21 protein-coding genes are annotated in these 24,246 nt (G+C 72.9%); 11 read left to right on the forward strand and 10 right to left on the reverse strand.

The genetic code is table 11. The annotated features are described in order from the left end of the window. Positions 1 to 341 precede the first annotated feature (341 nt). Complete coding sequence (locus tag AB0P17_RS13470) at positions 342 to 908, reverse strand: MarR family transcriptional regulator (protein ID WP_365810525.1); 567 nt, start codon at positions 906 to 908, stop codon at positions 342 to 344. A 131-nt stretch (positions 909 to 1,039) separates the two neighbouring features. On the opposite strand from AB0P17_RS13470, the gene AB0P17_RS13475 reads away from it, so the two are divergent. Further along, the gene (locus tag AB0P17_RS13475) at positions 1,040 to 2,374 is read left to right on the forward strand and encodes an MFS transporter (protein ID WP_365810527.1); all 1,335 of its coding nucleotides are present in this window, start codon (positions 1,040 to 1,042) and stop codon (positions 2,372 to 2,374) included. A 27-nt stretch (positions 2,375 to 2,401) separates the two neighbouring features. Here AB0P17_RS13475 and AB0P17_RS13480 read toward each other — a convergent pair whose 3' ends face one another. Together AB0P17_RS13480 and AB0P17_RS13485 are read right to left on the reverse strand one after the other, a co-directional pair. Next, positions 2,402 to 4,051, reverse strand: a complete 1,650-nt coding sequence (locus tag AB0P17_RS13480) for a SpoIIE family protein phosphatase (RefSeq protein ID WP_365810529.1) — start codon at positions 4,049 to 4,051, stop codon at positions 2,402 to 2,404. 399 nt (positions 4,052 to 4,450) lie between these two features. Beyond that, positions 4,451 to 5,860, reverse strand: a complete 1,410-nt coding sequence (locus AB0P17_RS13485) for an FAD-dependent oxidoreductase (protein ID WP_365810766.1) — start codon at positions 5,858 to 5,860, stop codon at positions 4,451 to 4,453. 415 nt (positions 5,861 to 6,275) lie between these two features. Between AB0P17_RS13485 and AB0P17_RS13490 the strand changes: the two genes are divergently transcribed. Beyond that, positions 6,276 to 7,061: a helix-turn-helix domain-containing protein gene (locus tag AB0P17_RS13490; protein ID WP_365810531.1), complete on the forward strand. Its 786-nt coding sequence runs from the start codon at positions 6,276 to 6,278 to the stop codon at positions 7,059 to 7,061. A gap of 388 nt (positions 7,062 to 7,449) precedes the next feature. Continuing rightward, the gene (locus tag AB0P17_RS13495) at positions 7,450 to 9,693 is read left to right on the forward strand and encodes a sigma-70 family RNA polymerase sigma factor (protein ID WP_365810532.1); all 2,244 of its coding nucleotides are present in this window, start codon (positions 7,450 to 7,452) and stop codon (positions 9,691 to 9,693) included. Here the strand turns inward: AB0P17_RS13495 and AB0P17_RS13500 are convergent. Beyond that, positions 9,680 to 10,495, reverse strand: coding sequence for a DUF5984 family protein (locus tag AB0P17_RS13500; protein WP_365810533.1), 816 nt, complete (start codon positions 10,493 to 10,495; stop codon positions 9,680 to 9,682). The genes AB0P17_RS13495 and AB0P17_RS13500 overlap by 14 nt on opposite strands. Positions 10,496 to 10,578: 83 nt before the next feature. On the opposite strand from AB0P17_RS13500, the gene AB0P17_RS13505 reads away from it, so the two are divergent. Together AB0P17_RS13505 and AB0P17_RS13510 are read left to right on the forward strand one after the other, a co-directional pair. Continuing rightward, positions 10,579 to 11,112, forward strand: coding sequence for a sigma-70 family RNA polymerase sigma factor (locus AB0P17_RS13505; RefSeq protein ID WP_365810534.1), 534 nt, complete (start codon positions 10,579 to 10,581; stop codon positions 11,110 to 11,112). A gap of 50 nt (positions 11,113 to 11,162) precedes the next feature. Beyond that, complete coding sequence (locus tag AB0P17_RS13510) at positions 11,163 to 11,966, forward strand: hypothetical protein (protein ID WP_365810536.1); 804 nt, start codon at positions 11,163 to 11,165, stop codon at positions 11,964 to 11,966. A 76-nt stretch (positions 11,967 to 12,042) separates the two neighbouring features. On the opposite strand, the gene AB0P17_RS13515 is transcribed toward AB0P17_RS13510, so the two are convergent. From AB0P17_RS13515 to AB0P17_RS13525, 3 genes are read right to left on the reverse strand one after another with little or no spacing between them, the layout of a single operon-like run. After that, positions 12,043 to 12,186, reverse strand: a complete 144-nt coding sequence (locus AB0P17_RS13515; protein ID WP_365810538.1) for a hypothetical protein — start codon at positions 12,184 to 12,186, stop codon at positions 12,043 to 12,045. A gap of 9 nt (positions 12,187 to 12,195) precedes the next feature. Beyond that, positions 12,196 to 12,417 (reverse strand): DUF397 domain-containing protein, encoded by a 222-nt coding sequence (locus tag AB0P17_RS13520; protein ID WP_365810540.1) that lies wholly within the window; start codon positions 12,415 to 12,417, stop codon positions 12,196 to 12,198. Positions 12,418 to 12,437: 20 nt separating this feature from the next. Continuing rightward, positions 12,438 to 13,301, reverse strand: coding sequence for a helix-turn-helix transcriptional regulator (locus AB0P17_RS13525; RefSeq protein ID WP_365810542.1), 864 nt, complete (start codon positions 13,299 to 13,301; stop codon positions 12,438 to 12,440). Positions 13,302 to 13,565: 264 nt separating this feature from the next. Here AB0P17_RS13525 and AB0P17_RS13530 point away from each other — a divergent pair, with 264 nt between their 5' ends. Both AB0P17_RS13530 and AB0P17_RS13535 read left to right on the forward strand, forming a co-directional pair. Continuing rightward, positions 13,566 to 13,853 carry a hypothetical protein gene (locus AB0P17_RS13530; protein WP_365810543.1) on the forward strand — a complete coding sequence of 96 codons (288 nt, stop codon included), beginning with the start codon at positions 13,566 to 13,568 and terminating at the stop codon, positions 13,851 to 13,853. Beyond that, on the forward strand, positions 13,853 to 14,266 hold the full coding sequence (locus AB0P17_RS13535) for an ATP-binding protein (RefSeq protein ID WP_365810545.1): 414 nt from the start codon (positions 13,853 to 13,855) through the stop codon (positions 14,264 to 14,266). Before AB0P17_RS13530 ends, AB0P17_RS13535 begins: the two co-directional genes overlap by 1 nt. A gap of 40 nt (positions 14,267 to 14,306) precedes the next feature. On the opposite strand, the gene AB0P17_RS13540 is transcribed toward AB0P17_RS13535, so the two are convergent. Together AB0P17_RS13540 and AB0P17_RS13545 are read right to left on the reverse strand one after the other, a co-directional pair. Continuing rightward, positions 14,307 to 14,798, reverse strand: a complete 492-nt coding sequence (locus tag AB0P17_RS13540) for an NUDIX hydrolase (RefSeq protein WP_365810547.1) — start codon at positions 14,796 to 14,798, stop codon at positions 14,307 to 14,309. Between the two features lie 253 nt (positions 14,799 to 15,051). Beyond that, positions 15,052 to 17,163, reverse strand: a complete 2,112-nt coding sequence (locus tag AB0P17_RS13545; protein ID WP_365810549.1) for an asparagine synthase-related protein — start codon at positions 17,161 to 17,163, stop codon at positions 15,052 to 15,054. Positions 17,164 to 17,827: 664 nt separating this feature from the next. Between AB0P17_RS13545 and AB0P17_RS13550 the strand changes: the two genes are divergently transcribed. From AB0P17_RS13550 to AB0P17_RS13565, 4 genes are all read left to right on the forward strand, one after another. Next, entirely contained in the window at positions 17,828 to 19,351 is a 1,524-nt protein-coding gene (locus tag AB0P17_RS13550; protein WP_365810551.1) for a sporulation protein, read from the forward strand. 106 nt (positions 19,352 to 19,457) lie between these two features. Then, on the forward strand, positions 19,458 to 20,675 hold the full coding sequence (gene lhgO, locus AB0P17_RS13555; protein WP_365810553.1) for an L-2-hydroxyglutarate oxidase: 1,218 nt from the start codon (positions 19,458 to 19,460) through the stop codon (positions 20,673 to 20,675). Between the two features lie 252 nt (positions 20,676 to 20,927). Further along, the gene (trmB, locus tag AB0P17_RS13560) at positions 20,928 to 21,707 is read left to right on the forward strand and encodes a tRNA (guanosine(46)-N7)-methyltransferase TrmB (RefSeq protein WP_365810767.1); all 780 of its coding nucleotides are present in this window, start codon (positions 20,928 to 20,930) and stop codon (positions 21,705 to 21,707) included. A 155-nt stretch (positions 21,708 to 21,862) separates the two neighbouring features. Beyond that, the gene (locus AB0P17_RS13565; protein ID WP_365810769.1) at positions 21,863 to 23,140 is read left to right on the forward strand and encodes a PrsW family intramembrane metalloprotease; all 1,278 of its coding nucleotides are present in this window, start codon (positions 21,863 to 21,865) and stop codon (positions 23,138 to 23,140) included. 73 nt (positions 23,141 to 23,213) lie between these two features. Here the strand turns inward: AB0P17_RS13565 and AB0P17_RS13570 are convergent, their stop codons facing one another. After that, complete coding sequence (locus AB0P17_RS13570; protein WP_365810555.1) at positions 23,214 to 24,158, reverse strand: aldo/keto reductase; 945 nt, start codon at positions 24,156 to 24,158, stop codon at positions 23,214 to 23,216. Between the last annotated feature and the right edge of the window lie 88 nt (positions 24,159 to 24,246).

The raw sequence follows: 24,246 nt of genomic DNA on the forward strand, positions 1-24,246 counted from the left end.
TTTCCCTTTCCGGCGGTTCCGACTCTACCAGATCCTTTCGGGCCTGATTCCCAGTCAGTGGGGCTTGTCCTCCCGGCCCTGCGGCCGTTCCGACGTTCCAAACCCTAGCGGATTCCGCAGGCGACTCATAATCGAGCCTTCGAAATGAATTTCGGCATGCCGAAATTCGTCCCGGCCAGGGGATCGTGCTGTGTTTGGGTGCCGCTGCTGCGGCGTGAGTGGTTGCTACCGGGTCGTACCGACCCCGTGACAACTCGGAGCACTTTACGGACCGGCCGGGGGCGTGTCAAACCGGTTGCCGCTCGCCCCGTTCGGCCCTCATCGGCCGTCATCGGCCCCCGTCAGTCCAGGTCGGTCAGGCGTCCGCCGGCATCCGGCTGGGCGTCCTCCACGCGGCGCAGGAGGCGGATCAACAGCTCTCCGAGTACTCCGCGTTCGTCCCCCGTGAGGTCCTGGAGCAGTTCCTCCTCGAAGTCCGATGCCATCCGCATCGCCGCCAGCCACTTCGTGCGGCCCTCGTCCGTCAGCTCGACGATCACGCGGACCCGGTTCGTCTCGTCACGGTCGCGCGTCACCAGGCCCTCGCCCGCCATGCGGTCGATGCGGTGCGTCATCGCCGCCGGGGTGAGGCCGAGGCGCTTCGCGAGTTCGCCGGGGCCCAGGCGGTAGGGGGCTCCCGCGACCACCAGGGTCTTGAGGACCTCCCACTCGGCGTTGCTGATGCCGAGGTCGGCGACGTGTCTGCCGTACGCGACGTTCATCCGGCGGTTCAGCCGGCCGAGGGCCGAGACGATCTGCTCCACCTGGGGGTCGAGGTCGTGGAACTCGCGCTGATAGGCGGCGATCTGCTCGTCGAGGCTCGGCTCCTGGAGATCCGGCGGGCCGGCTTTCGCGGGGGTGTCGGACATCGGGGCAGTATGCCACGCATCTCTGTTGGCATTGAAGTCCTTCTCTGTGTACTGTTTAGCTTCTAAGTTTAGCTTTGAAGTCTTCAGACTTCGACCCTTGACCTTTGAGGTAGGTGAGTGTGACCAGGGCGATGGGCGCATCCTCTGCGATGCGCCGGATCCAGGCGGGGAACGCGCTGAGCGCGTTCGGGCTGGGATTCACGGTTCCGTATCTCTATGTGTACGTGGCTCAGGTGCGGGAGCTGGGTGCGAGTACGGCCGGTGCCGTGCTGGCGGTCTTCGCCCTGGCCGCGCTCGTCGTGCTGCCCTTCACCGGGCGGGTGATCGACCGGCGCGGTCCGCTGCCCGTCCTGGTGGGCGGCGCGCTCGTCGCCTCCGTCGGGGCGCTGGCCATGGGGCTCGCCGGCAGTGTGCCGGCCGCCGTGGCCGCCGCCGCGCTGCTGGGGGCCGGGACCGCCGTCATGCAGCCCGCGCTCGCCACGATGATCGTGCGGTCGTCGACGCCCTCGACCCGTACGCGCGCCTTCGCCACCCAGTTCTTCCTGGCGAACCTCGGGCTCGGTGTCGGCGGGCTGATCGGCGGGCAGCTCGTCGACGAGAACCGGCCCGGCAGCTTCCTCCTCCTCTTCTCCGTCGAAGCCGTGATGTTCCTCGTGCTCGCGGCGATCGCCCTCACCGTCCGGCTGCCCCGGCCCGCCGCCCTTCCGGGAACCTCCGGTCCGGCCGGACGGTCCAAGGCTCCGGAGCGGGGGATGCGGGATCTGCTGAGTCACCGGGCCATGGTGCATCTGTGCCTGCTGGGGTTCGTGCTCTTCTTCGCCTGCTACGGGCAGTTCGAGTCGGGGCTCGCCGCGTACGGCACCGAGGCCGCCGGGATCGATCCGTCGACCCTCGGGATCGCGCTGGCCGCCAACACGGCGGTGATCGTGGTCGCGCAGTTCGTCGTCCTGCGACTGGTCGAGCGGCGCAGGCGCAGCCGGGTGATCGCCGCGGTCGGGCTGATCTGGGCGTTCGCCTGGGGCGTGGCGGGGTTCGCGGGGCTGGGGCACGGCGGGCAGGCGGTGGCGACGGCCGCGTTCGTCTCGACGTACGCGCTCTTCGGGCTCGGCGAGGCGATGCTGTCCCCGACCGTCGCGCCGCTGGTGGCCGATCTCGCGCCGGCCGAGTCGGTCGGCCGGTACAACTCCGCTTTCGCTCTGGTCAAGCAGGTCGCGCTGGCGGTGGGACCGGCGGTGGGCGGGCCGATGGGCGCGGCCCTGGGCGGCCCGTACATCGTGACGTTCGTCCTGTTCTCGCTGGGCATCACCGTGCTGGCCCTGCGGCTGGGGCGGCGGCTCACGCCCGTACAGGACCAGCCGTCGCTCGTGACGGCCTCGCGGGTCGTGGCTCAGGGGCTGCCCGAGCCGGCCGTCCCCGCTCCCGCTCCCGTCTCCGTCCCCGCGCCGGTGACCGGGGCCGTCGGCTGAGCGAGCGCCCCGCGCGGCGTCCGGTGGTCAGTGCGGCAGGGCGAACTCGCACCAGACGGCCTTGCCTCCCCCGGGAGTGCGGCGCGAGCCCCAGGACGAGGCGATCGTCGCGATGATCGAAATACCGCGGCCCGCCTCGTCCGCCGGTTCGGCGCGGCGGCGGCGGGGGAGGTGGTCGTCCCCGTCCGTGACCTCGATGATCAGCCGGCGGTCGGTGCGGCGGAGTCTGAGGCGCATGGGCGGGGTGCCGTGCTGGAGGGAGTTCGCCACCAGTTCGCTCGTGGCGAGCACCCCCAGATCGCACAGCTCGACCGGGAAGCGCCAGGAGGCGAGCACGCCCGTCGCGAAGGCCCGGGCGCGCGGGGCGGCCTCGACGCCGCCGAGCAGGTCGAGCGCCGCGTTGTGGAACAGCTCCGCGTCCGCGCCCGTACGGGCAGGGTGCTGGAGGACGAGGACCGCGACGTCGTCGTCGTGGTCGTCGGTCACGCCGAGGGAGCGGATCAGCCGGTCGCAGACGACCTGGGGCGAGCCCTGGGCGCCGGACAGGGCACGCTCCAGGGAGGCGACGCCCTCGTCGATGTCCTCCCCGCGCCGCTCGACGAGCCCGTCGGTGTAGAGGACGGCGGTGGAGCCGGGCGGGAGGGCGATCGAGCCCGAGGTGTGGAGCCAGCCGCCGGTGCCGAGCGGCGGGCCCGTCGGGTCCTCGGCGCGCTGGACCGAGCCGTCCTCGGCGCGGACCAGGATGGGCAGATGGCCGGCCGAGGCGTAGACGAGACGGCCCTCGTTGGGGTCGTGGACGGCGTAGACGCAGGTGGCGATCTGGCTGGCGTCGATCTCGGCGGCGAGTCCGTCGAGGAGCTGGAGCACCTCGTGCGGCGGCAGATCGAGGCGGGCGTAGGCGCGGACGGCGGTGCGCAACTGCCCCATGACGGCGGCGGCGCGCACCCCGCGGCCCATCACGTCACCGATGACCAGGGCGGTACGGCCGGCGCCGAGGGTGATCACGTCGTACCAGTCGCCGCCGACCGCCGCGTCCTCGCCGCCGGGGCGGTAGGTGGCGGCGACGCGCAGGTCGTCGGGCTGCTCCAGCTCCTGCGGGAGCAGCGAGCGCTGGAGGGTGACGACGGTACGGCGGTGGCGGCGCTCGCTGGTGCGCAGCCGCTCGGCCGCCTCGGCGTGGTCGGTGACGTCGGCGGCGTAGATGAGGATGCCCGCCGTGCCCTGGCAGGCGATGGGGGTGCAGGTGACCGTGTAGGAGCCCTCCGCGCCGTCCTGGTGGCGCCGCGCCTTGCGGGACTTGACGGTGCGTGACGTGCCGCTGCGCAGGACCTGGTCGAGCAGGGGGAGCAGGCCCAGCTCGGCGAGTTCCGGGCAGCTCTCGGCAGCGGTGGCGCCGAGGGACCGCGGGCCGAAGGTGGTGGCGTACGCGCCGTTCACGTACGCCACGCGGTGGTCGGGGCCGTACACCAGGGCGACGAGGGCGGGCAGCTCGCCGAGGACCTCCCGTACGGACAGCTCCTCGACCGCGGGGAGGGAGGGGAGGGAGGGGACGTCCGCCGGGGGCTCTGGCTTCTGTTCGTACTCACCACGGGCCGCCGGGACCGTACCGCGGTCCGTCCGCGCGGCGGAGCGGCGCTGTGTACCGGGGAGACGGGCGCTCCAACGCGTGAAATTCACGGATTCTCTGGCCTCATGGTGTTGTGGGTCGTGCCGTGCGTCTGGGTCGGGGGATGGGCGGGCGGGCGCCCGGGGTCCGCGTCGCCGGATGGCGGCGCGGCGGAGCGGTCGGTCCGGATCACTCTGTGCAGATGTGAGCCCACCTATGGTCACACGTCCAGTGTGACCGATCGCACTGACAGGGGCACCGGGGTCGCGGAGGAACCGGAGGCGCGGGGTCGCCGCGTCCCACGTTCATCGAGGTCACGGGGGTTTCCGGGGTCACGAGGGGGTGCCGGGGTCAAACAGTCACAGGGAAGGGATCGGATGGTCTCAGGGGTCATGCGGTCTCAGGGGTCGGATGGTCGCGGGGAGGCGCGGACGGTCGCAGGGGTCACGCGGTCGCCGGGGTCGCCGGCCTCACGCCTCCTCGGTCCCCTGGGAACGCTCACCATCCTTGGAACGCCCGGTCCCCCGGGATCGTTCGCCTCTCGCGGCGAGTTCGAACTCGGCGCGCGGGTGCTCCAGCGAGCCGAGGGAGACGATCTCCCGTTTGAAGAGCCCGGACAGGGTCCATTCCGCGAGAACGCGGGCCTTCCTGTTGAAGGTGGGAACACGGCTGAGGTGGTACACGCGGTGCATCAGCCAGGCCGGGTAGCCCTTGATCTTTCGGCCGTAGACATGCCCCACGCCCTTGTGGAGACCGAGCGACGCGACCGATCCCGCGTAGGCGTGACGGTAGTCCCGTAGGGGCGCGCCGCGCAGGGAAGCACGGATGTTCTCCGCGAGAACTCTGGCCTGCCGTACGGCGTGCTGCGCGTTCGGCGCGCACAGCTTCCCCGGTTCGTCGGAGGTCAGATCGGGTACGGCGGCGGCGTCACCGGCCGCCCAGGCGTGTTCGGTGTCGGCGACCGTGAGTTGCGCGGTGCAGCGCAGCCGGCCGTGGTCGTTCCGCGGCAGGTCGGTGGCGGCGAGGACGGGGTGCGGCTTGACGCCGGCGGTCCACACGAGCGTACGAGTGGGGAAGCGGGCTCCGTCGCTGAGGACGGCGACGCGGTCCTCGCAGGAGTCCAGGCGGGTGTCGAGCCGTACGTCGATGTTGCGGGCGCGCAGCTCCCGTACGGCGTACTTGCCCATGACGTCGCCGACCTCGGGGAGGATCCGGCCGGTGGCCTCGACGAGGATCCACTTCATGTCCTCGGCCTTGATGTTGTGGTAGTAGCGCGAGGCGTAGCGGGCCATGTCCTCCAGTTCGGCGAGCGCCTCGACGCCCGCGTAGCCGCCGCCGACGAAGACGAAGGTGAGGGCGGCGTCGCGGATCGCGGGGTCGCGGGTGGAGGAGGCGATGTCCATCTGTTCGATGACGTGGTTGCGCAGGCCGATGGCCTCCTCGACGGTCTTGAAACCGATGCCGTGTTCGGCGAGACCGGGGACGGGGAGCGTACGGGAGATGGAGCCCGGGGCGAGGACGAGTTCGTCGTACGTGAGGTCGACGGTGCCGGTGCCCTCCTCCTCGGAGGCGAGGGTGCGCAGGGTGGCGGTGCGTTTGGCGTGGTCGATGGCGGTGGCCTCGCCGATGAGGATCTGGCACTGATCGAGCACGCGGCGGAGGGGGACGACGACGTGGCGGGGGGAGATATTGCCCGCGGCGGCCTCGGGGAGGAACGGCTGGTAGGTCATGTACGGGTCGGGCGACACCACGACGATCTCGGCCTCACCGCTCTTCAGCTGCTGCTTCAGTCTGCGCTGGAGCAGCAGCGCGGTGTACATGCCGACGTAGCCGCCGCCGACCACCAGGACGCGGACCCTGGGCGGGCGCGCCTCGGGCAGGTCTGCCCCGGGCGGCGTTGCCTCGGGCTCGGATGCGGGGGTCGTTCCCCGGGAGATCTCAGCCGTCACCTTCCCATGACGCACCCGGCTTCGTTGTTTGTCCACAGGCGCGACGCATTGTATGACCGGAGAACGTCCGCGGGTGCGGACGGCCGCGGGCCGGCGGGCGCCCGGTGCCCGGGGCAGGCGCGCAGGTCAGCGGGGGCGGGGTGGGTGCGGGGCCGGGGGTGAATCAGGCATGTTCCGGTCCTTGCTCCGATCGGGGGGCGCTCCGTGCGGAACTACCCTCTTCTGAATTGCCCCGGGCTCAACTATGTTCGTACTTCGTCGGGGTGTCCGGCCGGTTACCGGACCGGGAACCCGGCAGCCAGGCGGGGAGTCTCCGGGGGGAGACATCATTACCGGGGGAACGCTTATGCACATTCAGGATTCTCATTGGCAGGCCGCCGTCGTCACGGAAGGTGACGGACGGGTGGCCGACGAGGGACGACTGGGAGCGGTGGGGGTCGGCGGGTCAGGTCGTGCCGCGCCTCTCCGTGTGGACGCACAGCGCAATCTGGAGCACGTACTGCGCGCGGCTCGCGAGGTCTTCGGCGAGCTGGGGTACGGGGCTCCGATGGAGGACGTGGCGCGGCGCGCCAGGGTCGGGGTCGGCACGGTCTACCGCCGCTTCCCGAGCAAGGACGTACTGGTCAGGCGAATAGCCGAGGAGGAGACCTCCCGGCTGACCGACCAGGCGCGTTCGGCGCTGGGCCAGGAGGAGGAGCCGTGGTCGGCGCTCTCCCGCTTCCTTCGCACATCGGTGGCGTCGGGCGCGGGGCGGCTGCTGCCCCCGCAGGTACTGCGCGTCGGGGTCGATTCCGACGACGTGGTGGCCGGGCGGAACGGGGCGGCGGACGAGGCGCGGGTGCCGCAGCAGCGGCAGGCGGGCCAGCCGGACCTGCGGGTGGTCGGATCGCGGATATCGGCCTCGGCCGACGATCTGGACGACCCGGGCGCGGTCGAACTGCTCGCCGTCGTGGGGCAGTTGGTGGACCGGGCGCGGGCGGCGGGTGAGCTGCGCGGCGATGTGACCGTGGCGGACGTCCTGCTGGTGATCGCGACGGCGGCGCCCACGCTGCCGGACGCGGTGCAGCAGGCGGCGGCTTCGGCGCGGCTGCTGGACATCCTGCTGGAGGGACTGCGGTCCCGGCCGGTGTAGTTCAACGCGTGTAGCTCGACGCGTGTAGCTCGGAGGTTCTCGTGGAGTGGGGCCGGTGCGTGGATGCGTACCGGCCCTTCCGGGTCCGGGTCCGGGTCCGGGTCCGGGTGCGACGGTGCCTTGGGACGGCCCGCTTTCCTACCGGACGGCCTTCTCACCGGCCTGCTTCCGAACTCGGCCGATTTTGAACTGGTTTGCCGATAAACGGCGTTGATCTTTCCCCGAACGGGTGAAGGTTAAAGCCCGCCGTCAGGAAAGCCCCCCGGACGAGTGGTGCGGGGCTGCAAGCCCTGGGTCGGCGCGTCGCGCTGTGGCACGCTGGCCCGGTGTTTGGGACAGAAGGGGCGCGCACGGGGCACGTAACAGGGCGCCTGCGGGGGCTTCCGCGATGAACGGCGACGGGCGGGACGAGCCGCAGGACGAGCCTCTGGACGGCCGTGACCCCGATGGTGCCGACCGTACCGACGGTACCGCCGGTGGTACTGGCGGCGGTACGGGCTTCGGCGATGTGGCGTCCTCTCGCCAACTGCCGCATCAGGTACCGGGGCAGGTGCCGGAACAGGGGCCGCATCACGGGCCGGGGCAGGTCCCGAGCCAGGGCGGGCCCCGAGAGCCCTCCGGCGCCCCCGGTGTTCCCGGCCAGGGCGGTCCGGTGGGGCCGATCGGGCCCGTGGTGTCCGTCGGGCCGGTCGTACCGCATCCCGCGTCGGGTACGGGCGGGCCGGACGGCAGCGTTCCGCCGCAGCGCGAACGCGCCGAAAGTACCGGACGCGCCGAACGGGCCGGAGGGGAACCGGCCGCACCGGGCCGGGGAGAGCCGCTCCTTTCGGACGCCGACCTGATCCAGCGGATGCGGGACGGCGACGACAGCGCGTACGAGGAGCTGTTCCGCCGCCACTCGGAGCCGGTGCGCCGGTACGCCCGTACCTGCTGCCGCGACGCGCACACCGCGGACGATCTGACGGCCGAGGTGTTCGCCCGTACGCTCCAGGCGGTACGGGGCGGCGCCGGGCCCGAACAGGCGGTGCGCGCCTATCTGCTGACGACCGTACGGCGAGTCGCCGCATCCTGGACGAAGTCCGCGAAGCGCGAGCAACTGGTCGACGACTTCGCGGTGTTCGCCGCGCGAGCGACCCGTACCTCCGAGGTCTCGGCCGAGGACACCCTCGACCTGGGCGCGGACGTCCTGGCGATGCACGAGGCCGACCGGTCCATGGCCATGCAGGCCTTCCGCAGCCTGCCGGAACGCTGGCAGGCCGTCCTGTGGCACACCACGGTCGAGGAGGAGTCGCCGAGCGAGATCGCGCCGCTCTTCGGGCTGACCGCCAACGCCACCGCCGTACTGGCCAGTCGGGCGCGCGAGGGCCTCAAGCAGGCGTATCTCCAGGCACACGTCAACTCGGCGCTCATCTCGGAGGGCGACTGCTCGCGGTACGCCGACCGGCTCGGCGCCTACGCCCGCGGCGGGCTGCGCATGCGTGCCGAGCGCGGGCTGCGCAAGCATCTGGCGGAGTGCGCGAAGTGCCGCCTCGCGGCGGGTGAGCTGGCGCAGGTCAACGCGGCGATCCCGGCGGTGCTGCCGATCGCGGTGATCGGCTGGTTCGCGGCGGGGTACTCGCTGAAGGCGGCCGGGGTCGTGGCGGGCGGCGCCGTGGGAGCGGCCGGCGCGGGCGCCGCGGCGGCGGCGACGGGCGCGGCGACGGGCGGGACGGCAGGGGGCGTTGCGGGCGGGGCCGCCGGTGGCGCCTCCGGCGGATCGGCGGGCGCGGGGGCCGGTGGCGCGGGCGCCGCGTCCGAGGGGCTGGGCGCCCCGGCGAAGGCGGGGATCGCGGGGCTGCTGGTGGTCGCCGCCGCCGGTCTGGTGTACGCGCTGTCGGGCAACAGCCCGGAGCCCGACGCCAAGCCCCGGGAGAAGCCGCCGGTCGCGCAGCCGCTCGTACCGCGGGTACCGGTCCCTTCGCCCGCGCCGGCCGAACCCTCGGCGCCTCCCCCCGCGCCGTCCGCCCCGGCCCCGACGCCGACTCCTTCGAAGAAACCAGCACCGGCACCGCCCCCCACCCCCACGAAGCCCGCGCCGGAACCCGAGCCGAGCCCGAGCCGTACCAACCCCGGCCCCACCCCCACGCCCACACCCGAGCCGTCGCCGCCTCCCCTGCCGGAGCCGACCTCCCGCCCGAAACCGCCACCGCCGCCCGCCCCGGCCGACTACCAGGTCAACGAGCTGGCGTACGGCGTCCTCGGGGACGGCTCCGAGCCCGAGGTGCGGCTCGTCGGGAGCGGCTGGCTCTGGCAGCGGTCGAACGTGTCGATCGGCGGCACCCGCCACGGCCACGGCGTCACCATGCACGCCTCGTCCTCCGTGACCATCGACCTCAACCGGAGCTGTTCCTCGTACGCGGCGCTGGTCGGTGTGGACGACCTGACGCTCGGCCAGGGCTCCGTACGCTTCTCCCTCTACGGCGACGGCACCCGTCTCTGGCGCTCCCCCGTACTGCATGGCGGCGACGCGGCCGTACCCGTCCAGGTGGGCATCTCGGGCCGTGACTCCATCCGCCTGGTCGTGGAACCGCACGCCCCGTCCGATGCCGTCGCGCTCGCGGACTGGGCGCGGTCCCGCATCAGTTGCCCCTGAACCCCGGGGCCAGGAGCGCGCGTACACCGGTCCGTACGGCGTCCCAGTCGGTACCCGGTTGACGGTCCCGCGCCCGTGGCAGCCAGGTCGCCCGGTCCCGGTGCTCACGGCGCAACTGCTCCGTGTCCACCTCGGCGCCGGGCGGCGGACCCGACGCCTCCAGTGCGCCGATGCGCCGGTCCATCGCGGCCAGCAGCGCCCGGTCGAGTTCGGTCACCGCCGCGAGGAACTCGCTCGTGGGCATGGTCACCCGTCCTGTCGGCGGGCCGGCGAACTCGATCACGCCCTCCGGGTCCGGCTGGTGCTCCCAGGCCACGGTCACGGTGTCGCCGGGCCCGTCGGCACCCGCGTCGGCGTCGGCGACGGTGCGCCAGCAGCGGATGTGCGGGGCGACGCGCAGATAGTCGGTGTACAGGAAACCGACGCTGTGCCAGTTCAGCGCGGCCTCCGCCTCCGGGGTGTCGAGCCAGGTCCACTCCGGCGAGAGCTCGGCCGCCACGTCCAGCAGGTCCGGCGGCACCGGTTCCATCGCCCCCGACACGAGCGCGATCATGTCCTCCCACAGGCGGACGACGTAGTAGTCCACGTACGGGTGCGGTGGCCCGCCCTCCTCCTCGTTCCGCAACTGCCGGACGCTGCGCTCGGAGTAGCGCAGCACCTCATGGCCCCCGAGGTCGACGCAGTACCAGCCGTCGGTCAGACCGAACCAGTGCAGTACGGGACGCTCGGCGCCCCACGGTCCGACCTGCTCCAACGGGGTCAGACCGAAGCGGATGCGCATCGCGGGATCGGTAGTCGTCACGGATTCAGTTTCGAATACGGACGCACCCTGTTGCACTCTCCCGGGTCCCGGACACGTAAGGGCAGACGCGAGGAAAGGACGCCATGCCCATCGAAACCGAAGCCCAGTTCACCGAGGTGTACCGGGCCCACTACGAGGACCTGCTGCGCTTCGTACGCCGTCGGGCCCACCCGATGAACGTCGACGACATTGTCGGGGAGACGTTCCTCGCCGCGTGGCGCCGCAGGAGCGAGCTGCCCGAGGACCCACGGCCCTGGCTGTTCCGCACGGCACGCAACGCCATGCTGAACGCGAACCGCGGGATGCGCCGCCGGTCGGCGCTCGTGGTGCACATCCAGCAGTCCTCCGAGCCCGGCGCCCGGCACGCCACGGCGGACATGACGGCCGAGGTGGAGAACCGGCTGGACCTCGGCGCCGCCTGGCAGGAACTCGCCCCGGCGGACCAGGAAGTGCTCGCCCTGCACGTCTGGGAGGAACTCTCCGCCCGGGATGCCGCGAAGGTCCTCGGCTGCACCCGCGCCGCCTATGCCATGCGGCTCACCCGGGCCAAGCGCCGCCTGGCGGCACGGCTCACCGCGGGCACCGCCGTCAGGCCCGCCCTCGCCACGGCCCGCTGACCCGCCACCTCGCTGACCCGCAAACTTCCGACCCCTTGAGTGGAGACACCATGACCCACGACCTTCTCTCCCGCCTGGCCAAGCTGGACGCCGCCCCCCGCACCGAACCGACCGCCGCCGAGATCGACCGCGAGGAGACCCTGCTGCGCACCGTGCTGAGCGACACGGAGCGGCCCGCCCGGTCGCTCCGCACCACCTTCCACCGCCCCCTCGTGCGCCGTACGGCATTCACGCTGGCCGGCGGGCTCGCCGCGGGCCTGGCCTTCGTCGCGGTGACGGGCAGCCTGCCCGGCCTCGGCGGCACCGGACCGCTGCCGTCCTCGGAACTGGCGAGCTGGACCGCCACCCCGAACGCCCTGGACCTCTCCGCCGGCAAGGGCTCCGCCGCCGAGAAGGCGTGCCTGGAGGTGGCGGGGGAGCGCCCCGGCAACCCCTCACCCACGATCGTCAACGCCGACGTGCGCGGCAAGGTCGCCTCCATGATCGTCATGTGGGGGGAGCACGACGCGTCGTACTGCCTGGCCGCCTCGGACGGCACCGGCCTCATGATGGCCATCGACCCGACGGCCAAGGTCGCCGCGGACGCCGTCACCCTGGACACGCTGGGCGCCCGTGGCAGCGACGACGGTGAGTTCAACTACGCGCTCGGCTCGGTGGGCGCCGACGTCAAGGACGTCACCGTGCGCGACTCCGGGAAGACCGTCCACGCGACGGTGCAGGACGGCCGGTGGACGGCGTGGTGGCCGGACGGCGACCCGAACGGCCTGATCACCGGCACCGTCACGGTCACCCTCAAGGACGGTACGACGCGGAGCGTCACGGGCGACGAGCTGATGGCCCAGCGCCCCGAATGAGCCCGGGCGGTCGGCTCCGGCGTCGACGCGCCGCTTCGGACCGGGTCTTCCGGCGACGGAGCCGGACCGAACCGGGTCAGCCGCCCGCTTCGACGTACGACGCCAGGTTGGCCAGCGAGGAGGCGATCCCGGCCTCGTGGGCCGCCCGGTCGAGAAGGGCACCGTAGACGGCCGCCGGGGGTGCCGCGATCATCCGGACGGCGCGGTCGATTCTTCTCATGGCCCGATCCTAGAACGGGGGTCCCGCCGCGCCCGAGCCGTCGTCGGCCTTGAGCGCCGCGACGAACGACGCCCAGGCGCCGACGCCGAAGGCGAGGCGGGGGCCGTGGGGGGCCTTGCTGTCACGTACGGGGACGGTGCCGGGGAGGTTGTCGCGCACCTCGACGCACTGGCCGTTCCCGCTGCTGTAGCTGCTCCTACGCCAGTTGGACTCGGTTGATCCGTACGGCATTTCAGCCCCTCTTCGTCTCTTCAGTCCCCCGCCGCCGCAATCCTGTTCAACAAGGCGGCGCTGTCGTCCGGCCCCACGGCCATGGCTTGCAGATGCTCGAACATCGATTTGTAGCGGCGCATCTCCGCCTCGGACTCCAGGAACAAGTCCCCGGCGGGAGTGTCCACGTACACCAGTTCCGGATCCGCCGGATCCGGGAAGTCCATGTGCACGAAACTGCCGGTCATGGCCGCGTGAGCGCCCTTCTCGAAGGGGATCACCTGGAAGGTGACGTGGGGCTCCTCCATGAGCTGGAGCAGGTGTTTCGCTTGCCCCCGCATCACTTCGTGTCCCCCGACCACCCTCCGAACAGCCGCTTCGTCAACGATAGCCCAGAGCCTCAGAGGGTGCTCCTTCGTGAGCAGTGCCTGGCGTTCCATGCGGGCCTGAACGCGCTGAGCCACCTCTTTCTGACTGGCCGTTGGCAACACGCCCCTGATGACCGCCTGCGCGTAAGGCTCCGTCTGCGCGAGACCGGGCACAAACAGCGACTCGTAGTTGCGTACCGTACGAGCCTCCGCTTCGAAGCCGATGTAGGCGGTGTACTCCTCGGGCAACTCCGAGTGGTACGGGCGCAGCCAGCCCTGGTCGTTCGAGCGGCTCTGGACCGCCAGCAGATCGGCTCGCTGGACCTCGGTCGCCTCGTACAGATCCAAAAGCGCTACCAGCGTGCGCTTTTGAGGGCGCGCCCGGGCCTTCTCGATGCGGTACAGGGTGGCCGCGTTGATGTTGGTCCGCGCCGTTACCTCCTCCCGAGTCAACGCCATCGCCTTGCGTAAACGGCGCAGTTCGGCTGCCAGGCGTCGCAGCCTGACCGTGGGCGGGTTGGGTCGCTTCTCCGACATGGCCACAGACCCTTCACTTTCGACACTTTCCGTGAGTGTGCATGCCCACTAAGTAATCATGCAAGTCACTCGAACGCCTGAAAGCTATTCGCAATCCTTGCGTTCAACATGGAGGCGCGGGCACGCTGAGGCAAGAAGACACGCTCTGTCGCGACTGGGCAACGGAGCACATTCATGGTGGCCGTGCCTTGGCCAAACCAAAAACCCTCGCGACCGAGGCAACGGTCCGAGGGCATGGTCAACGCTTTGAAGGAGCGTCAACACATGGACTCTATCGTCCGTTTCTTCGAGCCGCTGCTGCGGCTTTTACTTCCCCCGGCGGGGCGCCATCGCGCGGCGGTGGCGCCATCGTCGGCGTGCTCGGGCCGGTACAAAGCGCCGGGGCACCGCTCCGCCGTGGTCTTCGTCCACGCCTGCCGCTCACTGCCGCGTGCCGAGTACAGCGCGCTGCTTCTCCCGTACCCCCGCGCCGAGTTCGAGCGCTGGAAACGGGCGGAGCGGCGGTTGCGCCACCGGGAACTGCTGCTCGCAGATTCCGCGGAGGTGGTCTGATGCCCTGCCTTCGGGACCCCGACGGCCTCTCCGTGGTGCTGCGGTGGAACCGTCATCCCTCCTCGGTGGGGTTGGCGCGGCTGGAGTTGCGTAAGGCGCTGGCCGGTTGGGGGATGAGCAGGCTGGAAGACTCGGCCGTGCTGATCCTCTCGGAGCTGCTGACCAACGCGGCGCGGCATGCCCGCGTCTCGCCCGGGCGGGAGATCGAGACCCGGTACCTCGCCGGGCCGCGAGGGCTGCGGATCGAGGTGCACGACGCCTCCTGCGAGCAGCCGCAGCCGAAAACCCCGGGCCCGGACGCGTGCGAGGGGCGCGGGCTCGTCATCGTCGAGGCCCTCGCCGACCAGTGGGGCGTCCACGAACGCGAGCGCGGCGGCGTCGGGAAGGTCGTCTGGGCCACCCTGTCGGTCTGAGGCGACGACGGTTCGCCCGGGCGATGGTCCGGGCGAACCGTCAGCCCACCGGGACGCCGTTCTCCAGGCAGACCGTCACCCCGAGGTGGCGCGCCTCGACACAGGCCCGCATCCGCCGGGCCAGCACCGGGGTCAGGCGCTCGGGCACCCGATTCAGGTCGACGAACGTGAACGCCCGGAGTTCCGCGGCCTGGAGGCGGATCGCCGTGATCTCCTCGGCCGACAGGACGCCGCCGTCGAAGATGACCGCCATCGCCTCGCTGCGGCCGGGGCGTGGTGGCGTCCAGTCGATGCCGAGCAGCCGGCCCGGCTCCAAGGTGAGCCCGAGTTCCTCCTCGACCTCGCGTGCCGCGCCTCGGCGAGGGGACTCGTCCCGCTCCACCGCGCCGCCGGGGATCTCCCACGGCTCCTTGTACACCGGGTCCACCAACAGCACCCGGCCTTCGAGGTCGAAGAACAGCACCCCGGCCGAGACGCGTTTACGTGCCAGCGAACGGTCGTAGGCGGTCAGATCGCCGGAGGCGGTGTCCATGCGCCGAGCCTAGGCGTATCCACGAACCCCGCGTCCACACGCCACCACCGCTACCGGTGACGTGAGTTGTGGCGTTGCGAGGGGCTGCCGGGGTCGGGCGGGGCGCGGTGGGGCCGCGCTGAGGTGCCCCGGCAACCAACAGACCCCTGGGCCACCCTTCGGCTCGGCCCCGGGCGCACCGTCCCGCCCCGGTCGCCCCTCGCAGCGGCAGGGCTCGCCTCATCGGCCCTGGTCCTCGTCCTGGCCCTGTCGGCTACGACCGCAGCGTCGGGCGCGCCACCACGCCGCCCGCGACCGCGCGTTGGCGGGGGGCCGCCGTGCCCGTCCAGCAGGTGCCCCGGCGGGAGAGGAGGCGGCGGAGCCAGAGTTCCGTGGAGACCAGGTCCGCTATGCCGTCCAGCGGGACCGGCTCGCCCTCGGCCGCCGCGCGCAGGGCCTTGCGGACGACGCGGGCCTCGACCAGGCCCGCGTCGGCGAGGAGCGGGGCGTCGAAGAGGGTGATCAGGTCGCCGATGGAGGCGCGCAGGCCGACCCGGGTGGCCGCCGCCGAGCCCGCGCGGGAGGTGGCGCCCCAGCCCGGGGGGAGGTCGTGGATGCCCGTGCCGGCCAGGACCGTACGGAGGATGTCGGCGCGGGCGCCCGGCTGGACCCGTAGCGCCTCGGGGAGTTCGCGGCAGGCCCGTACGACCTGGTTGTCCAGGAACGGCGCGTGCAGCCGCTGGCTGCGGATCTCGCCCGCCTGCTCGAAGACCCGGTGGTCGGCCGCGAAGCGGGCGAGGGCGGCGCGGGCGCGGGCCTCGCCGGGGCGCTGGACGGAGGTGGGGCGGGTCGCGCCCGAGAGAAGGCGAACCGATACTTCGGCCAGGGCCTCCCCGGTCAGCCAGCGCGCCGCCGGGCCAGGACGGGACCAGGTGAGCGCGGCGAGCGAGGCGCCCAGCGGGCCGTTCGACGCGGCGGACAGGAGTGCCCGGTTCGCCTCGGGGAGCCGGGCCGCGGCCTCTTCGAGTCCGGCGCGGTAGGGCGTACGGGCCAGCCTGCGCGCCGCCCGGTAGACGGTCACCGGGATGAAGAGGGAGGCCGGGGACGGGCCTTCGGCCTTCGCCAGCGCGGTGACCGGCTGGAGGAGGTGGCGTCTGCGGCGGTCGAGCAGCAGGTCGGCCAGGCGCGCCGGGTGCGCGTCGAGGACCTCGCGCGCGCCCGCCCCGGTGAGATGGTCCGCGCTGCCCGCGGCGAGGCGCCGCCGGTGCCGTTCCGCCGCGATCAGGGAGGGGCCCGGCTCATCGGTCAGCGGGCCTTCCAACTCGGCGTACGGCAGCGCCTCCTCGCCCGCCGCGACGACCACGTGGTGCAGCCGGGGGTTGTCCGCGATCGCCCTGGCCCGCTCCAGCTCCGCCTCGTCCCGGCCCGCCGCGGACAGGTCGTTGAAGGTGACGGCGAGCAGCCGCTCCCCCGCGCCCGTGCCGTGCCCGAGGATCGTGCCCGGCGCACCGGGCAGCCCGGCGGCGAGCAGCGCGAGGGTGCCGGACGCGCTGCCGCCGGAGAGGTCGGCGCCGATGCCGGGGACGGGGCCGCCGCCCCCGCGCGCGGCGCGCCGGTCGGCGGGCCCCATGCCGGGGACGGGCCCGGGGTCGGGCGCCACCACCTCGGGGGCGTGGCGCGGCGCGAGGAGCCGGGCGCGTACGGAGTCGACGAGGGCGTCCCGTACGCCTTCGACGGCCCGCTCCGGGTCGCGCTGGGGGCCGGCCACGGCGAGGGAGGCGACCGGTTCGTACCCGGTGATCTCGCGCGACCCCTCGCGCAGTACGAGCGCGTGCCCGGGCGGGATGCGCTTGACGCCCTCGTACGGGGTGGAGTCGCGCAGCGCCTCCGGCGTTTCGGGGCAGGCGAGCAGCGCGGCGAGGTGCCCGATGTCGAGCTGCGCCTCGATGAGGTCGGCGAGCGGCAGCGCGGCGGTGGCGTACGCCGTACCGCTCGCCCAGGGCGTGTAGAAGACGGGGCGCGCCCCGGCCAGATCGCCGGCGATGGTGATCCGGCGGCCGATCTGGGCGACGGCGGTGTAACTGCCCGACCAGGCCGTGAGATGGCGCAGCGCGCCGCCGCGCGCGGCGAACAGGCCGACGCGCAGCTCCTCGTCGGTGGCCCCGCAGCAGCCGAGTACGGCGAGCCGGGTGAAGGGGTCGACCGTGACGACTCTCACCTCGTCGGGGCGCCAGTCGCCGACGGCCCAGAGGGGATCCGGGTCGCCCCACAGGAGTTGGGAGCCGACCGGGTGGACGCTGCCGCCCTCGGAGTCGCCGACGGGGCCGACCGCGCCGGCCGTGCCGAAGCGCGCGGCGATACTGCTCCATCCCACCAACCAGCGCATCGCCGCCTCCACGCTTCCACAGCCTGTGGATCAATCGGGCCCGGACCCGGGCACCTCCGGAACCAGGGTCGTGCGGTCCCGGGGCCATGATCCCGCGTCGAAGCTCAAGCTGAGAAGCTCGAACCGAAGCCGTTCAGGACCATGCTGCCATGACAACAGCGCACGGGAGGGCCTACGGAAGCGTGCGCGCGAAGGGGAATGCGCCCCTGGCATTGGCCATGTGGCGGAGATACGGCCCCCTGTCCATGGGCAGCATTCAGCCAATCTCCGAACGCGGCGCGGCGCGACGCCCGGGCCCCGGCGCCGGCAAACGTTCGGTCCGGGAGGCGGGACTCGCCTCCCGGACCGGTCCACCGCCCGCGGGGATTGGGGCGGCGGGATCCCCCAGCCCACTCGTTCCAGTACGCAGTGGGCCGACCCACGCAGGTCTCATGGAAGCGTTCCGGCTCCCCCGGGGCCAAGAGCGCACGGCCGGGCGCACGCTACACAACCGGAGCACGGGACGCCTCTCCGGGGCCCGTTCGGCGGCTTGCGGACGGACAACAATCCCGCCATCCGGAAGTCCGCCCCTTAACGGTCGGGATGTGGCGAACTACGCTGGGTTTACGAATGCCGCGCGCCTATGCCGCAAGTCGGCGGCCGTCTGTGTGTCGAGGGGTGACGCATGTCCAGGGAGCTACGCGGGCCGAACGAGAAGCTCGGCACCGTTCTCGCCCTCGCGGGAATCAGCAACGCCGGCCTCGCCCGGCGGGTCAACGACCTCGGGGCGCAGCGCGGTCTGACACTTCGCTACGACAAGACCTCCGTGGCGCGATGGGTCTCCAAGGGGATGGTTCCGCAGGGTGCGGCGCCCCATCTCATCGCGGCAGCCATCGGAGCCAAACTGGGGCGCCCTGTCCCGCTCCACGAGATAGGGCTCGCGGACGCGGACCCGGCCCCCGAGGTCGGGCTCGCCTTCCCGCGGGACGTCGGGGAGGCGGTGCGCTCGGCGACGGAGCTGTACCGGCTGGACCTGGCGGGCCGGCGCGCGGGCAGCGGGGGCATCTGGCAGTCGCTGGCCGGATCTTTCGCAGTGAGCGCTTACGCCACACCCGCGTCCCGGTGGCTGATAACACCCGCCGACTCCTCGGTCGCCCGCGATCCGGCGGTCGCGGAGGCGGCGCAGGGAGCGCACGGCGGGGGTGGACCCGCCGCGCAGGGGGCGGCGCAGGGAGCCTCCCAGGGGGCCGACGGGGCCGGGCCGGCCGGGGGCTCCGGCGAGCTGTCGCCGCTGCGTGTGGGCCACAGCGATGTCGCCAAGCTGCGCGAGGCCGCGTCCGACGCGCGCCGCTGGGACTCCAAGTACGGGGGCGGCGACTGGCGTTCCTCCATGGTGCCGGAGTGCCTGCGGGTCGACGCGGCGCCGCTGCTCCTCGGGGCGTACAGCGACGAGGTCGGCCGGGGGCTCTTCGGCGCCACGGCCGAACTGACCAGGCTGGCCGGGTGGATGGCCTTCGACACGGGCCAGCAGGAGGCCGCGCAGCGCTACTACATCCAGGCGCTGCGGCTGGCGCGCGCGGCGGCCGACGTGCCGCTGGGGGGTTATGTCCTGGCGTCCATGTCGCTCCAGGCGACCTACCGGGGCTTCGCCGACGAGGGCGTCGACCTCGCCCAGGCGGCGCTGGAGCGCAACCGGGGGCTGGCCACGGCCCGCACGATGAGCTTCTTCCGGCTGGTGGAGGCGCGCGCGCACGCGAAGGCGGGCGACGCGGTCGCGGCCGGGGCGTCGCTGAAGGCGGCCGAGGGGTGGCTGGAGCGCTCCCGGGACGGTGACGCGGATCCGGGGTGGCTGGGCTTCTACTCGTACGACCGGTTCGCGGCCGACGCCGCCGAGTGCTACCGCGATCTGAAGGCGCCGCGCCAGGTACGGCAGTTCACGGAGCAGGCGCTCTCCCGGCCGACGGAGGAGTTCGTACGCTCGCACGGCCTGCGGCTGGTGGTGAGCGCGGTCGCCGAGCTGGAGTCGGGCAATCTGGACGCGGCGTGCGCGGCCGGTACGCGGGCGGTGGAGGTCGCGGGACGGATCTCGTCGGCCCGTACGACCGAGTACGTACGGGACCTGCTGCACCGCCTGGAGCCGTACGGGGACGAGCCCCGGGTGGTCGAGCTGCGGGAGCGGGCCCGGCCGCTGCTGGTGGCGCCCGCGTAGGCGGCTCGGCGCCGGCCGCCGGATCACGTGCGTTGATCACCGCGCGGGTGTTTAGGACAGCCGCGGGCGGGCCAGTGCACTATCGGGGTGGGAGGTGACGCGCGCGATGGGCGGGCACGTGGGGTTCGACTGCGAGGTGCTGGTGATCGGCGGCGGGATCGTCGGCCTGTCGACGGCGTACGCGATCACGCGCGCGGCGCCGGGGACCCGCGTCGTCGTGCTGGAGAAGGAGTCCGGTCCCGCGCGCCATCAGACGGGCCACAACAGCGGGGTGATCCACAGCGGGGTCTACTACCGCCCGGGATCGCTCAAGGCGCGGTACGCGGTGCGCGGCTCCGCCGAGATGGTCAAGTTCTGCGCGGAGTACGGCATTCCGCACCAGGTCACGGGCAAGCTGATCGTCGCCACCCGCCGCGACGAGCTGCCCCGGCTGCACGCCCTGGTCCAGCGCGGCCGGGAGAACGGCCTGCCGGTCCGGGAGCTGGGCCCGGCCCAGATCATGGAGTACGAGCCGCAGGTGCGCGGCCTCGCGGCGATCCGGGTCGGCACGACGGGCATCTGCGACTTCGCGGCGGTCGCCCGGCAGCTCGCCGCCTCGGCGGAGGCCGCGGGCGCCTGCGTACGGTACGGATCCGAGGTCACCACCGTCGACCGGCGTCCCTGGGGCGTCGCGGTCCGCACGGCGACGGGGAGCGTGGTCAGGGCGCGGGCCCTGGTCAACTGCGCGGGGCTGCAGTGCGACCGGCTGGCCCGGCTCACGGGCGACGAACCGGGAATGCGGATCGTGCCGTTCCGGGGCGAGTACTACGAGCTGGCCAGGCCGGAGCTGGTCCGGGGGCTGGTCTATCCGGTGCCGGACCCGGCGTTCCCGTTCCTCGGGGTCCATCTGACCCGCTCCGTCGACGGCAGCGTGCACGTCGGACCGAACGCGGTCCCCGCGCTGGCCCGCGAGGGGTACACCTGGAGCACCGTACGCCCGGCCGAGCTGGCCGCGACGCTGGCCTGGCCGGGCTCCTGGCACACGGCGCGCAGGCACTGGCGGTACGGCGCGGGCGAGCTGCGCCGCTCGTTCTCGAAGCGGGCCTTCGCGGCGGCCGTACGGCGGCTGCTCCCCGCGGTCAGGGACGCCGACCTGCGCCCGGCGGCGGCCGGCGTACGGGCTCAGGCGATCCTGCGGGACGGCACCCTGGCGGACGACTTCCTGATCCGGCGGGCGCGGCGCACGGTCCACGTCCTGAACGCCCCGTCCCCGGCGGCGACCGCGTCGCTGCCCATCGGGCGCGAGGTGGCACGCCGGGCGCTCGCGGTGCTGGCGGAGGGGTAGGGCCTTTCCTCAGGGCCTTTCCTCAGGGCCCTTCGTCCGGCAGCACCCCTCGTCCAGCAGACCCTTCGTCCTGCAGGACCCTTCGTCCGGACCCGGGGCTGCGGGACCGGTCCGTAGAATTGGGGCATCACGGCCGGATCCCGGCCGCACCCCGCCCCGCCCTCGCCCCCACCAGCCCGGATTGCCGAGATGACCGAGAACCCCACAGCGAGCCGCCCCGCGCAGCGCCCCGCGACCCGTCCCGTCGGCCGGATGTTCCCCGACGGCACCGGCCCCGCGGCCGACCCCGCCGGGTCGCACTTCGAGCGGCGGATCCGCAGCTTCCAGCCGCGCCGCAGCCGGGTGACCACCGGGCAGGCCGAGGCGCTGCGGCGGCTCTGGCCGGTGTGGGGCATGGACATCGACGGCCGAGGGGTGCTCGATCCGGGCGCGCTCTTCGACGGGCTGCCGGTCGTCCTGGAGATCGGCTTCGGGATGGGCGAGGCGACGGCACGGATGGCCGCCGCAGATCCCGGGACCGGCATCCTCGCCGTCGACGTGCACACCCCGGGCCAGGGCAATCTGCTCCGGCTCGCCGAGGAGAACGGGCTCTCCAACATACGGGTGGCCAACGGCGACGCGATCATCCTGCTCCGCGAGATGCTGCCCGCCGCGTCGCTCGACGGGATGCGCGTCTACTTCCCCGACCCCTGGCCCAAGAAGCGGCACCACAAGCGCCGGCTGATCCAGCAGGAGTTCCTCACCCTGGCCGCGCCCCGGCTGAAGCCCGGGGCCGTACTGCACTGCGCGACCGACTGGGAGCCGTACGCCGAGCAGATGCTCGCCGAGCTCACCGCGCATCCGGACTTCGAGAACACGGCGCCGGACGGCGGCTACGCGCCCCGGCCCGCCTTCCGGCCGCTGACCCGGTTCGAGGGCCAGGGGCTCGACAAGGGGCACGTGGTGCACGACCTGCTGTTCCGCCGTACCGGGAGCCGTGCCGGAAGCCGTACCGGGATTCCCTCCGCGACTCCTCCCGGAGATCACATCTGACACCGGTGTTCGGGCACGGGCCCTCGCCGGGTGTCGGTGCCCCTCGTTAGGGTCATCAGGTGTCAGAACCGTTCCAGCGGAGCCCCGGACCGCCGCGCCTCGACCCCGAGCGCCCCGATCCGGGGCCGGCCATCCCCGTCTACGAGCAGCAGGAGCTGCGCGGCGACCTGTGGAGCGCCGTGCCCGAGCCCGCCCGCAGGCGTTACCGGCCGACGCGCGCGTTCTGGCGCAGGAGGGCGGTCAGGGCCTGGGCGGTGATCACCGTACTGGCGCTCTGCGCGCTGGTGATCCTCGCGCTCGTCCGGGAGCAGACCGGGCCGCAGGGCTTCCTGGTGGGCCTCGGGCTCGCCGTCCTGCCCGTACCGCTGCTGGCGGCCGCTTTCCGCTGGCTGGACCGGGTCGAGCCGGGACCGTGGCGGAATCTGCTGTTCGCCTTCGCCTGGGGCGCCTTCGCGGCGGCGCTCGTCGCGATCATCGCGAACTCCTTCGCGACGGAGTGGATCGCCACCGCCACCGCGGACCCGGCGGGCGCGGAGTCGCTGGGCGCCACGGTGATAGCGCCGGTCGTCGAGGAGAGCGCGAAGGCCACGGCGATCCTGCTGATCTTCCTCTTCCGCAGACGCAGCTTCACGGGGCTGGTCGACGGCGTCGTGATCGCCGGATTCAGCGCCACCGGCTTCGCGTTCACGGAGAACATCCTCTATCTGGGCAACGCCTTCGGCGAGGACCAGAGCCAGGGATACTCCGGGCTGAACTCGGTCACGGCGGCCACCTTCTTCGTACGGATCGTGATGTCGCCGTTCGCGCACCCGCTCTTCACCGCGGCGACGGGCATCGGCTTCGGCCTGGCGGCGATGGCGGCCCGGCGGCAGAAGATCCGCCGCGTGGTCCTCCCGCTGCTCGGGCTGGTCCTCGCGATGGGCATGCACGCCCTGTGGAACGGCTCGGGGTCGCTCTTCGGCCCCTTCGGCTTCTACGCCGTGTACGGGGCCTTCATGGTCCCGGTCTTCGGGCTGCTGACCTGGCTGGTGATCTGGAGCCGGCAGCGCGAGCTGCGCACACTCGCGGCCGAGCTGCCCGCGTACGCCGCCGCGGGATGGCTGGCCGCGGCCGCGCCCCCCGCGCTCTCCTCGATGCGGGCGCGCTCCATGGCGCGGGGGTTCGCGGGGCGTCACCACGGGCCCGCGGCGGCGCGGACGGTCGCGGAGTACGAGGCGTTCGCGACGTCCCTGGCGTTTCTGCGCCACCGGGCCGGGCGGGACCCGGTCGGCCCGGACTTCGTGGAGCGCGAGCAGGAGCTGCTGCACCACCTGTGGGAGCGCAAGGAGATAGCCGGGCCCGCGCTGACCTACGCGGCGCGGGCCACGGGCCGGGTACGGGTGCCGCCGCCGTACATCGACTACGACGGCTACAACCCGTACCGCCAGTACTGACACCCGCCGGTACCGACGGGTGTCCAGGCGTGACCTCCGTCAGGCGGGGGTCACGGTCGGGCGGAGGCGGCGGTCAGGCGGAGGCGGCGGTCAGCTTCGCCAGTTCCTCCGCCGTCAGCTCCAGCTCCGCGCCCGCGAGCAGCGCCGGAAGCTGCTCGACCGTGCGCGCGGAGGCGAGCGGCGCGACGACGGTCGGCTGCGCCGCCAGCCAGGCGAGCGCGACGGTGGCGACCTCGGCGCCGCGCGCCGCGGCGATCCGGTCCAGCGCGGCGAGCACCTTGACGCCCCGCTCGGACTCCAGGTACGCGCCCGCGCTCCCGGCCCGCGCGCTCTCCACCTGGGTGCCGGGGCGGTACTTACCGGTCAGGAAGCCGGAGGCGAGGGCGAAGTACGGCACGACGGAGAGGCCGTGACGGACCGCGGCGTCCCGCAGGGGGCCCTCGTACGTGTCGCGCGAGACCAGGTTGTAGTGCGGCTGGAGCGCGACGTACCGGGCCAGCCCCTCGCGCTCCGCGAAGGCGATCGAGGCGTCCAGCCGCTCCGCGCTGATGTTGGAGGCGGCGACGGCGCGCACCTTGCCCTCCGTGACGAGCTGGTCGAGGGCGGTGACGATCTCCTCGACCGGGACGTCCGGGTCGTCGAAGTGCGTGTAGTACAGGTCGATGTAGTCGGTACGGAGCCGCCGCAGCGACTCCTCGGCCCCGGCCTTGATGGTGGCCGCCTTCAGCCCCTTGAACTCCGGGTGCGCGCCCACCTTCGTCGCGAGGAGCACGTCGGAGCGGTTGCCGCGCGCGGCGAACCACTCGCCGAGGACGGACTCGGACTCACCACCGGAATGGCCGTCCACCCAGGCCGAGTAGACGTCCGCGGTGTCCACGAAGTTGCCGCCCGCGGCGGTGTACGCGTCGAGGACGGCGAAGGACTCCGTACGGTCCGCGGTCCAGCCGAAGACGTTGCCGCCGAGGGCGAGCGGGAAGACCTTGAGGTCGGAGGAGCCGAGTGTGCGCAAAGTCGTCATGCGTCACTTCAACCCCGCCGCAGAGCGCCTTATTCCGTTTCGGGGCGCTCCGGGCGGTCCTGCTGCTCCTGCCGCCCTCAGGACCGGG

The sequence above is a fragment of the Streptomyces sp. NPDC088124 genome (assembly GCF_040685895.1).
Taxonomy (GTDB): Bacteria; Actinomycetota; Actinomycetes; order Streptomycetales; family Streptomycetaceae; genus Streptomyces.

What these genes read in the sequence shown, in the direction of transcription:
- AB0P17_RS13470 (WP_365810525.1), bottom strand. Translation starts at nt 908, where the DNA reads ATGTCCGACACCCCCGCGAAAGCCGGCCCGCCGGATCTCCAGGAGCCG.
- AB0P17_RS13475 (WP_365810527.1), top strand. Translation starts at nt 1,040, where the DNA reads ATGGGCGCATCCTCTGCGATGCGCCGGATCCAGGCGGGGAACGCGCTG.
- AB0P17_RS13490 (WP_365810531.1), top strand. Translation starts at nt 6,276, where the DNA reads ATGCACATTCAGGATTCTCATTGGCAGGCCGCCGTCGTCACGGAAGGT.
- AB0P17_RS13495 (WP_365810532.1), top strand. Translation starts at nt 7,450, where the DNA reads ATGAACGGCGACGGGCGGGACGAGCCGCAGGACGAGCCTCTGGACGGC.
- AB0P17_RS13505 (WP_365810534.1), top strand. Translation starts at nt 10,579, where the DNA reads ATGCCCATCGAAACCGAAGCCCAGTTCACCGAGGTGTACCGGGCCCAC.
- AB0P17_RS13510 (WP_365810536.1), top strand. Translation starts at nt 11,163, where the DNA reads ATGACCCACGACCTTCTCTCCCGCCTGGCCAAGCTGGACGCCGCCCCC.
- AB0P17_RS13515 (WP_365810538.1), bottom strand. Translation starts at nt 12,186, where the DNA reads ATGAGAAGAATCGACCGCGCCGTCCGGATGATCGCGGCACCCCCGGCG.
- AB0P17_RS13520 (WP_365810540.1), bottom strand. Translation starts at nt 12,417, where the DNA reads ATGCCGTACGGATCAACCGAGTCCAACTGGCGTAGGAGCAGCTACAGC.
- AB0P17_RS13525 (WP_365810542.1), bottom strand. Translation starts at nt 13,301, where the DNA reads ATGTCGGAGAAGCGACCCAACCCGCCCACGGTCAGGCTGCGACGCCTG.
- AB0P17_RS13530 (WP_365810543.1), top strand. Translation starts at nt 13,566, where the DNA reads ATGGACTCTATCGTCCGTTTCTTCGAGCCGCTGCTGCGGCTTTTACTT.
- AB0P17_RS13535 (WP_365810545.1), top strand. Translation starts at nt 13,853, where the DNA reads ATGCCCTGCCTTCGGGACCCCGACGGCCTCTCCGTGGTGCTGCGGTGG.
- AB0P17_RS13540 (WP_365810547.1), bottom strand. Translation starts at nt 14,798, where the DNA reads ATGGACACCGCCTCCGGCGATCTGACCGCCTACGACCGTTCGCTGGCA.
- AB0P17_RS13545 (WP_365810549.1), bottom strand. Translation starts at nt 17,163, where the DNA reads ATGCGCTGGTTGGTGGGATGGAGCAGTATCGCCGCGCGCTTCGGCACG.
- AB0P17_RS13550 (WP_365810551.1), top strand. Translation starts at nt 17,828, where the DNA reads ATGTCCAGGGAGCTACGCGGGCCGAACGAGAAGCTCGGCACCGTTCTC.
- lhgO (WP_365810553.1), top strand. Translation starts at nt 19,458, where the DNA reads ATGGGCGGGCACGTGGGGTTCGACTGCGAGGTGCTGGTGATCGGCGGC.
- trmB (WP_365810767.1), top strand. Translation starts at nt 20,928, where the DNA reads ATGTTCCCCGACGGCACCGGCCCCGCGGCCGACCCCGCCGGGTCGCAC.
- AB0P17_RS13570 (WP_365810555.1), bottom strand. Translation starts at nt 24,158, where the DNA reads ATGACGACTTTGCGCACACTCGGCTCCTCCGACCTCAAGGTCTTCCCG.